Source organism: bacterium (genome assembly GCA_021372775.1).
Classification (GTDB): Bacteria; Acidobacteriota; Polarisedimenticolia; order J045; family J045; genus JAJFTU01.
On record JAJFTU010000451.1, the window covers coordinates 1 to 4,273 of the forward strand.

The window sequence follows — 4,273 nt, forward strand, 5'->3', positions numbered from 1 at the left end:
CGCTTCCCGAACGGCCGGCCGACGCTGGAGGAGAAGTCGTCGGTGCCGCTGATCCTCTACGGGCCGCAGGCGCTCGAGGGGAAGAAGCTGCCGCCGCGCGCCGCGGGAAGCCACATCGACATCATCCCCACGCTCGTCGAGCTGGCGGCGCCGAAGGACTTCGCCTACGCCGCCGTCGGGCACGACATCTTCGATCCCGCCGCGCCGTCGATCGCGATCGGCCGCAACCGCGCGGCGACGCCGGACGGCATCTTCGAGTTCGCCGGGACGCCGCGGGCCGAGACGCCGGACGGCGCCGCGTGGAACATCGATCAGGCGGAGCGCGACCGGCTGGAGCGGCGCGAGCGGGCGCAGCGCGCGGTCGCTTGGTGGCGGATCATCCGCGGCCCGTCGTTCGAGAAGAAGTAGAGGACGCACGGCTCCGCCGCAGTCCTCCGCGCCGAGCTTGATCGCTCACGGCATTTGCGAAACGGGCACTGTCGGCGCAAGGAGCGCGAACAGCGCCCGCCCGGCGCACCCTATTGCGTACCACCGCGCGATGGAACCAGCTCGGGCTCGCCATTTCGATCGAGACAGCGCGAGCCGCAGCGCCACGACCGCGAGATGGCCGAACGCCCACGCCGCCGAAACGTGGAGCGTCGCAGCAGGCGGGGGCCGCCCTGCAGAACTAACCCAGAACGGTGTTGCGAAGGGAATGAGAAGCCCGGCGGGTGATCTCCGGGCCCCCTGCACGATCACTCCACCGCATTGCGCGGCCGGCTTGCGAAATAGACCCTCTGCGCGTCATTGTCCAGTGACCTGAATCTGACAAATCCGCGCGACCTGAACTCGAACCGCTGCGGCGTGGTCCTAATGATGCCGCGCTCGAGCTTACCCGGCAGACGCTCTCCAATGATGGTCACGGTTCGGGATACCAACCGAAACTCGACCTCAATCGTGCCATCGGCCGCACATGGCCTCCAGGAGCCGGTATAGACGACTTGTCCGTCTCCGGCGCTTATCGCGTAGCGTTTTCCTGAATGATAGATGACACAGTAGATCAGGGTGAATGAGCGGCCGGGACCGAAGTAGAGTACAGCTGCTTCACCGGTGCGAAGACCTCTTTCAACCGACTCAGGTGCGTTGGTCCACGGGATGTCCGTCGATATCCACGCGCCCTCGATGTCCAACGGCGTCAGGCTCCCGGCACAGGCAACGAGAGCGAAGCAGGCGAACAGGAAACGCAGAACGCCCCTGATCATGGGACCACCACAGGCCCGTTGACAGCAACGGGTACAGGCTGGGGAGGCAAGTTCCACAAGTAACTGATGAACCGCGCGTCCTGCCCGTAACAGAGGCAGCCATGTGTCCAGCCACGGCCGTTCGACTGCCCGTGGAAATATGCCCCGCGCGTCTGAGTGTCGAGATTCGTCGGGTTCAGGTACGCGCGGATGTTTTCGTAGGCCCCGACAACATTCCACCTCACCCCATTCGCATCCGTGATGTTGTGCATCTCTTGAATACCATAGAACACTGGCGGGTTACCGAGCGTGGACTGGGGATTCAGCGCGGTAGGTCCATTCGAGTCGCGAATGTCCGTTCGGATCGTGAAATTCCCGTTCGAAATCGGGTCATGGTCTTGCCCGCCGGAGAAACCCGAAGCCGGGCACGAACTCCTTCGCCGCCGCGATCGTCCCGCCGCCGCCGGAGGCGAGGCTCACCGAGTCCTCGGCCAGCGCCTGCCCCGCGCCGTCGCGCAGCGTCGGCCGCGGCAGCCCGCTCTTGTCGAGACGGAGCCAGCGCGTCCCCGCCGCGTCGTAGCGTCACTTTGCGCTGCGTCCGCGCACGACAGCGCTCATCCTCCGTATCAAGACGCAGCCGGCATACGCGAGAACCAAGTACCAAGACGAACCTACGAGGAGATACGCTGTTCCTGAGGCCACGAACATCAGGTTTATGCTTGTGGAGTCACCGAGAACCACGCGAATCAGTGGCTCTATGCACCATGCCGATAAGGGCCAGTCCATTGCGTACGCGATTATCGGCAAAAGGCCACTCTTCGGAGGATTCCAGAGCGCTGCCCCAAAGATGATAATGACGACAACACTGTGCGCTAGAAACGCCGCAATCGGAACCGCGCGTGCGAGCCTCATCTGCGGTCCTCCTATTCGGGTTCGCCGTTCTTTAGGCCCGTCTTAACTTCTTTCGGCGTATTCCGGCACGTGGAGTCCGCAGCCGGCGCCGAATCGCCGACGCCACGCGCTCGCGACGCCCGTCGTACGGCTCAAGCCGCGCGACCGCGGCGACTGCGCAACTCTTCGTGCATAGAGCGGGCTAGACGAACCGCCGCCAGACCCAGACGATCCAGGAGCGGCTGAAGTAGTCGGACCAGAGCGTTCCGTCGATTCCCCACCAGAGCAGCCGCGCGGCGTGCACGCCGCCGACCGCCCAGCAGAGGACGGCGGCGACGCGCTGGTCGTACATCAGCCGCCGCCACGCGAGCGCGCGCCCGAGCCACAGTTCCGTCAGCGCGAGAAGCGGCGTCGCCAGCGTCAGCGCGAAGAGCGGCGGGCCGAAGACGTTGTCGGCGAAGGCGTCCCGCCAGTCGCCGACGGCCATCGCGCAGAACGAGCGGGTCAGGCCGCATCCGGGACAAGGGAGTCCGGTGATCAGCCGGAAGGGACAGATCACCGGGCCGTCGTGCACGTGCGGCGCGTAGAGCCACGCCGCGGCGAGGACGATCAACGCCGTCGCCGCGGCCGCGAGCCGCGCCCGCCGGAACGAGACCTTGGGATCGACCGATTCCATGGCGCCCGCCGAACAACTCCCGCGCGCGCCGCCGGGACGCGGGGACCGGACGCGGACGGCCGGCCCCGACCCCCAGGCGGCGACGAGGCCCGTCAGGCCTCGTACAGCTCGTTGATGTGCTGCTGCACGATCATCGCCGCGACCATCGGCACGAAGAAGCCGAGGACCAGCAGCAGCACGGAGAGGTTCTTCAGCTCGGGACGGCTCGTCCGTTCGCCGAGCGCCTCGAGCCCCTTGCCGCACTGGTAGTAGAAGAACAGGTTCAGCGGCAGGCAGCAGCCGGAAACGGCGGCGAGCACGGGGGCCAGCAACTCGCGTCCGGCGACCGCGTTGAGCACCTCCGCGGCCTTGTAGTTCCAGTAGATCAGGAACAGCCCGCAGGTGAGGAACGAGAGAAGCAGGACGACGACCGGGTGCATCCGAAACTCGGGAACGGGTCGGGTTTCCATCGCGAACGTCTCCATCGTCGGGGAGCGTGGGCGGCGCCGGCGCGCCCCTCGCGCCGCACGTCCCACAAACTGCGGACACTGTACCGCAGAGCCGCCGTCGCGCGCCGCCGTCCCCTCTTGGCGGTACCTCTTTGGCGACGGACGGCGGGGACGCCGAAGGAGGGACGATGCCGACCTTCATGCTGATGACGCGCTTGGCCCCGGAGAGCATGCAGGACGTGAACGTGCGGCGCACGACGAGCCGGGAGTGGATGCGCAGGGTCAAGGAGTACTGCCCGGAGGTCAAGTGGCTCGCCCACTACGCGATCCTCGGGCCGTACGACTTCTGCGACATCTACGACGCCCCGGACATCGAGACGGCGCACAAGGTCTCGCTCATTTCCCGCAGCGAAGGGGCGGTGACCGCGGAGAGCTGGCAGGCGCTGCCCTACGAGCAGTACATGCGCCTGCTCGAGAAGATCGTCTGACCGCCGCGGCCGGGCGCGCCCCCGCCGCGGGGCGAGGGCGCGCCGCCGACATCTGCTACTGCAGCGGCGAGAGGTCCGCGCCGCCGCGCACGGCGATCCGCCGCGCGCGTTCGTAGTCGTCGAGGTGGTCGGTCTGCTTGGCCGCGACGGCGAGCAGCGCGGCCGTCAGCGCGTCGTCCCGCGTCGCGCCGATGAGCGGGCTCCGATAGGCGAGCGCCTTGTAGGCGAGGTCGGGCCGGCCTTGAAGCAGCCGGAGCCGCGCCTCGCCGTCGGCCCGCTCCTTCGCCGGAAGCCCGGCGAGTTGGGCCTCCGCCTCGCGCAACCGGCCTTCGTCCAAATCAATGCTGAGCAGCTCGATCCGCGCGCGCACGTCGAGATCGGACCACAGCCGCTTCGCCGCGCGGCGTTCGTTCGCGGTCGCCGCTCCGTCCGCCGGAATGTCCGCCGCCAACGCCGCCGCGTAGAGCCGCCGCGCTTCGGCGTTCTCGCCGCGGTCCGCCGCGAGGCCCGCCGCGGCCGCGAGCGCCGGCTTGCGGTCGTCCTTCATGTTCCGGAACAGGGCGCAGACCG

General features: G+C 67.8%; 6 protein-coding genes. 2 read left to right on the plus strand and 4 right to left on the minus strand.

Features of this window, described 5'->3' with window-relative positions; translation table 11 throughout:
• Positions 1-408: hypothetical protein (locus LLG88_15385; protein MCE5248290.1), on the plus strand; the 408-nt coding region annotated here is incomplete at its 5' end.
• A 326-nt stretch (positions 409-734) separates the two neighbouring features.
• Here the strand turns inward: LLG88_15385 and LLG88_15390 are convergent.
• The 3 genes from LLG88_15390 to LLG88_15400 all read right to left on the minus strand — a co-directional run bounded on the left by LLG88_15390 (position 735) and on the right by LLG88_15400 (position 3,236).
• Complete coding sequence (locus tag LLG88_15390) at positions 735-1,241, minus strand: hypothetical protein (GenBank protein ID MCE5248291.1); 507 nt, start codon at positions 1,239-1,241, stop codon at positions 735-737.
• Between the two features lie 1,072 nt (positions 1,242-2,313).
• Positions 2,314-2,787, minus strand: a complete 474-nt coding sequence (locus LLG88_15395; GenBank protein ID MCE5248292.1) for a DUF2752 domain-containing protein — start codon at positions 2,785-2,787, stop codon at positions 2,314-2,316.
• A gap of 92 nt (positions 2,788-2,879) precedes the next feature.
• Positions 2,880-3,236: a DUF4234 domain-containing protein gene (locus LLG88_15400; GenBank protein MCE5248293.1), complete on the minus strand. Its 357-nt coding sequence runs from the start codon at positions 3,234-3,236 to the stop codon at positions 2,880-2,882.
• Between the two features lie 167 nt (positions 3,237-3,403).
• Here LLG88_15400 and LLG88_15405 point away from each other — a divergent pair, with 167 nt between their 5' ends.
• Positions 3,404-3,703, plus strand: a complete 300-nt coding sequence (locus LLG88_15405) for a GYD domain-containing protein (GenBank protein ID MCE5248294.1) — start codon at positions 3,404-3,406, stop codon at positions 3,701-3,703.
• A 55-nt stretch (positions 3,704-3,758) separates the two neighbouring features.
• Here LLG88_15405 and LLG88_15410 read toward each other — a convergent pair.
• Positions 3,759-4,273, minus strand: a 515-nt coding sequence (locus LLG88_15410; protein MCE5248295.1) for a hypothetical protein, incomplete at its 5' end; no start/stop codon positions are given.